The 5,456-nt window shown below is 60.8% G+C and carries 2 protein-coding genes and 2 pseudogenes; 2 read left to right on the top strand and 2 right to left on the bottom strand.

Annotated elements, in window-relative coordinates; all coding sequences use genetic code 11:
• Positions 1-361: 361 nt before the first annotated feature.
• Together V7793_RS32690 and V7793_RS32685 are read right to left on the bottom strand one after the other, a co-directional pair.
• Entirely contained in the window at positions 362-1,483 is a 1,122-nt protein-coding gene (locus tag V7793_RS32690; protein WP_336013329.1) for a hypothetical protein, read from the bottom strand.
• Positions 1,484-1,578: 95 nt separating this feature from the next.
• Positions 1,579-2,320 (bottom strand): annotated as a pseudogene (locus V7793_RS32685) (transposase family protein).
• Between the two features lie 419 nt (positions 2,321-2,739).
• Between V7793_RS32685 and V7793_RS32680 the strand changes: the two are divergent.
• A complete protein-coding gene (locus V7793_RS32680) occupies positions 2,740-3,543 on the top strand; it encodes a hypothetical protein (RefSeq protein WP_336013328.1) in 804 nt (267 codons plus the stop codon).
• Positions 3,544-4,209: 666 nt separating this feature from the next.
• A pseudogene (locus V7793_RS38310) lies at positions 4,210-5,456 on the top strand (IS701 family transposase); the annotation flags it as partial.

Below are 5,456 nucleotides of genomic sequence, written 5' to 3'. Positions count from 1 at the left end.
TAGGAGCACACGGCTGCCAGACCACCTTCTCGGGCCGCGACCACAGCCGGATGACCATCAAGCCACTCCAGGACGGAGTGCCGCCCACCCCTGCAGCTGGACAACGCCGTCAACGGAGGCCTTGCCCACCTTGAGCCCGCGGACTCGGCGTCCCGGAAGATCTTGGACGCCTACGGCTGCTGACCGTGCTGGCGCCAGAGCTATCGACGGGGTCGTGACCGCACGCTGGCAGATGTCCTGGTCTGCCAGCGTGTCGGCGTCGTCGAGAAAGTCGACCTCGATGGTGTAAAGCGGCCCCAGGTGATCCGCTGCCGACGGGCAACTCTTGTCGTTGGCGCTCAGTTTTTGGATGCGGTGTCAATTATTCGGGATCGCGGTACTTCTGGACGAGCTCCCATGGAGCCGCCGCTATTTCTGAAGGAGCGGAGACGGTGGGCGCAAGCCCCAAGGGGACTTCTATGGCTCTGATGTCAGGGCGATCTGCCGCCGATACTGTGACATTAGTTTCTTCGGAATCGAATACGATGAGCGACGGCGCAGTGGCTACACCCTTGCTGTTTGCCGTACACGTCGCTGTGCATGAATGCCTGCCATCGGGCATAACAAATCGCGTCCCGCTCGTCAGAGGGAGCTCGAAATGCACACTTGCCCCGGGGGCCGGCGCCCCGTCCTTGAGGGCCTGGACCTCAACTGGCGAGGCGGCATCGGAGGTCACGTTGAGCAGGTTCAGCTCATCGAGTTTTCCACCATTCGGATCAAAGGGGTGACTGTACGGGTATAGGGCTTGATCATTGTTTATGATTTCGCTCTGAATAAACCCGGCACAGCCGAACATAGCTACGACATGCTCTGCAATCCCGAGGGCATAGCCGACGTAGCGACCACCTTGGAATCTGATGTCACACGTTCCCGCCATGCCTGGCCTGATGTTCCACATGGTGCTATCCGACTCGTCGTGCCCGTGCGTAACGCTGGTGCTGACATCGTGTGTGTAATTGAAAGACGCATTCCCGCTCTTATTGTTGCCACCCCCAGTTTGGTTGAACTGGCCGAATTGGAGATCCATGTTAACCGATACGCCCCAGCTGTCGGAGATGGTTTTTGTTTCATTGTAAGTCTTTGTTGAGGTGTACGTCTTCATGATGGGGTCAGCGCCCGGAGGGTTTGATGTCCTCGACAGGGATCCTATTACAGGCTCTCTCTCAGTCAGAATCCCGATAAATCCGCTTGCTTCGCACAACTGAGGAGACCACTTGCCCCATTTGTGAATATCTATCCAAGTAGCAGCATAGTCCCTGCCCTTCTCCTTCTTGAGCCATTCCTTGACGTCGGCCTTTGCTTTATCGAGTGGGTACCAGTAGTTGGCCTCGCCCAATCCTATCGAATCCAACTTCCAGGGCCATTCGAGCTTCTTTATACTTTCTCGAAGTGTAATTTGACTCTTGAAGTCATAGTCAGGAGGGAAATCTTGCTTTCCTGTCACGATCTGCCCCTATTCATGCCGATGGAAATGCCTATATCAGGTTATGCCGGGGAACCGGAGATCGCCACTTGGGATCTCCTAGACACTGAGCTCTTTCAGCGTTGCCGCTCCAGAGTGAGGACGGGTGCGGACGACATTCGATTCGGGCTGCACCGGGGCTTACGGAAGATCCGTCAGGACTTAGTCGTACGGCACCGCGCTCGACCGGTGCCCGTGCTGTGGACAGCGCGCGGTTGACGGTTTGCTGGGTCGGTGTGAGGTCGCGTCCTGGCGGGCGTCGGAGCGGTGTCGTCACCCACGGGCCGGCTCCCATGTAGGCGCGGTCGGCGAGGACGGGAATCCCCTGGCGTTCACAGAGCCGGATAATCCAGTGGACGCGGGCCGCAGTGAGGATCGTGCACGCGACCTGGCAGCGTCGGAGAGAGCCACAGCAGCCGCCCGACCGGGTCGGTCACCACCTGCACGTTTCCCGTGTCGGCGGTGCTTGTGAGAGTAGCTGGCCCGGCTGTCGCCGACCCGGTCGCACTCGGCCAGGGTGCCGTCGGGCAAGACGTAGTCTGGGCCGGCTTCGCGCAGGGCGCGCAGCCGGCCAGGGGCGCGATCGGCGAGCACGTCGACGGCGGCTGTCGTGTAGGCGTGGGCGGTGCCCAGGGAGATGCCGAAACCGGCGGCGAGTTGCGCGAGGGTGTCGTGCCAGCACAGGTACACCAGGCCGATCAGGGCACGCTGGTGCGGTGGGAGCTTGCAGCGACGGTCACCCTCACGGGTGACGATGAGCATGGTGACCCACTCGACCAGGGCATGGGGCAGGTCGAGTGCGGCAGAGTACGGAACCAACGCGGCTCCTGTGCCTATGGGTTAAGAATTCGAACACCTCCCCCAACGGCACGGGAGCCTCGTGCGTTGCGGGCACCGATCCCGTCACCCGATCAGTGGCCATACTGAAAAGGCTCACTGGTTGGTACGTCCAAGGACACGGAGCACTGGACCGCGAGCTGGTCACCTGCTTGTCGGACACGCAAGATCGCCCCGGCGGCGGTACTCCCAAGCGTGGCGGTGTCGTGCACACCGGCGGCTGCAACGAGTGCAAACCACACAGGTCGTCTACTGGTTAAACCTGGAGTAGGCTGGGCTTAGTACTAGCGGCTATTCTTTCTGATCTTTCCGTCGCACGTGAGATCCGTTGCGATGAGTCAGAGTCGACCATTAACGGTTGCCGCGCACCTCATGACACTCTACACAACTGGGAGAGTGCAATGACCTCTGTGAATTTTCCACCTCAGCCGGACTTCGTCTCGAAAATCACCATCGATGAGCTTATTGTGAAGAAAAGTTTTCCGGAGGCTCTGAAGCCCGTAAGAGTTCAGGACGTGCTTCCGCATTTCACTCCGTCGGCAGCCGCAGCGGCCTGCATCGAGAAGCTGGCCAACAAATGGAAATGGCAACCCTACCATGGCGCACATTTTTTTGATGTTGACGTTGACGGTAGCATTATGGATGGAGATAACTGGCCTCATGAAGGCTGGAATTCCAATACTGTTCACTCGGATCGCCATTTCGACATGTTCGCCGTAAAATTGATTGAACGTGAACCCGTCATCAAGTCATACTCCAGAATCGAAAATGAAGGCTACCCGCTGGGAATGTCGGGCTCATACTCACATACGACCACTTTCTCTCACACGAAGTCCTACGCCAAGACGTGGGGATGGAGTGCAAATATTTCACTCTCCCTGATGAGTAAATTCGGAAGTAAGGGCGGAATGTTTAACGGTTCATTCAGCTATACCTCAACAGAGGATGAGTCGTGGACCGACGGAGAAGATTTCACCGACACAATCAGCTATACTATCGATAAAGGGTATGCCGGATCCTGCGATTTGAGATTCCAGGGCGGAGTCTACGTTGGATGGCTCGCGTGCTGTAATATTCTATATCTGGACCATGACTGGGTCCATGTGACAATTGAGCCAATCTTTAGGGCGTGTAAAGCGAATATCAAATCTTCTCATATCAATAACCCTGTTGCGATATGCGGCTATCAGTACAAAACGATTTAAGTCACGAGGGGTGCCCGGTGCACCGGGTACCCCTCGTACGGACGTGCACAGTTCTGCCGCGTCAGTCCTTGTCATAGGGGCGGTCGTCACACCATGGCAAGCATGATCGGCGCCACGACGCTCAGCCCTATCAGGAGTGCGCCCCACAGATCGTCCACCACATCCGGCGCTGCAAGTGGGGCTCGACGAGCATCATCACAGCGAGCGCGAGCCCGACGACCAGCGCGAACAGCCAGGGCGACATGGGCACCCGCGGTTGCCAAAGAGCTCGCTGACGTCGACCGCACGCTGGATTGCGGCCTCCCCATCGGCGTCGCTCACACCGGATAAAGGTCGACGTCGGCACGAAGGGGGCGGAAATCGCGTTCTGCGTGCTGTTCACGCGTGTGTGGTCGGACAGTCCTGTGCCGTGTTCCCGGTGTACGGCTTGTCCGCGGCGATCCGATCGGTCGGGATCCCGTGTCCCGTCAACGATGACGAAATCGCCCTGTCCCAGACCACCAGAGCTTCGCGGAGACCGGGTGAGGGCCAGTCGGGATTGCCTTCACGGTTGGCCACTTCGTGCTCGACGACTCGGACCGGGATCCCGGACGGCTCCTCGATACGCGATCCCGCGGTCCGAGGGCCACACCCCACCATCGGACGGTCCGGGGGCACGAGGAACCCAGCGGGGCAGAGCCCGTCGCCGGTGCTCAGCACCGGGCGGTGCAGCGGCTGCAGTTCTTCCTGTCGGAGTCGACCTGGGACCACGAGAAGATCAACGATTACCGGCGGATTGAGCTGCTGCTGGCCGACCCGGCGACCGCCCCGCACCCGGGTGGGGGTGCTGGAGATCGATGATTCCGGTGACCGCAGGACGGGATGGCGATCGCGCACGTGGGCCAGCAGTACCTGGGCTCGGTCGGAAAGATCGACCGTGGTGTGGTCACCGTGACGACCTGCTGGGCGGACGAACGCGTCTACTACCCGCTGCACGCCATCCCCCACACCCCAGCCCACCACTTCCCGAAAGGGAACAACGATTCGGGCTTCCGCACCAAGCTGAAGATCGCAGCCGGGCTGGTGTTCAGGGCAGTCGCCGTCGACTCCATCAACTGACCAGGACAGCTTCCGCGCCGACCTGCACACCGCCAGCCTGCCGTTCGTAATGGCCCTCAAACCGCACCACGGCACCACCTGGGCCTACCGAGCAAACGCCCACACGCCTGTCGATGCCACCCCCCTGCTGACCTGGGAGAGCCCAGACCATCCCGGGGACTGGTCACCAATCGAGCGTACCTTCCGCGACGGGCACACCGCCACCTGGTGGGCTGCCGAGGCCCGGCTCGGATGGTGGAGCCCGGACGGAAACGTCCGCCTGGTCGTGGCCACCGCCGACCCGGCCACCCTGCCCGAGAAAGCGACCTGGTGCCCGGCCACCGACCTGCCCCGTCCCGGCTCCCCGCGCTTTGCCGACAGCCCTTACGCACCCGTCAGACTTGCCGAGATTGTACGGATCTACGGGCTGAGGCATTGGATCAAGCAGAGCTATAGGCAGGTCAAGGACGAACTAGGCTGGGCCGACTTCCAGGTCCGCACCGACACCGCCATCCGCTGACACCAGACCCTGGTTAACACCGCATTCTCGTTCTGCCGGGACACCTGGTTTGCCCCCTACCACCCGCGGAACAGGAACCGGCCCCGGCCGCGGACCGCCCAGAGAGGGGGAACCCTCCGTCGCAGCAGCCCCAAACGGCCTGCTGGCCCCAGGCCGCCCGCCGTCCATGGCTGGCGGACGCCCTGGAGCACGCTGCAACGCTACTGGCGGGCATGGTTGAGGAAGTCCGCGCCCTCAGAGCTCCAGGCCCTGCTCAACACCGTCTCCACCGGCAGACCTCTCGATCTCTACTGCCCCGTACGACAGACCACCGCTA

This window comes from Streptomyces sp. KLMMK, from assembly GCF_036961605.1.
GTDB classification, from domain to species: domain Bacteria; phylum Actinomycetota; class Actinomycetes; order Streptomycetales; family Streptomycetaceae; genus Streptomyces; species Streptomyces telluris.
This window is presented reverse-complemented; position numbering and strand designations above follow the sequence as displayed.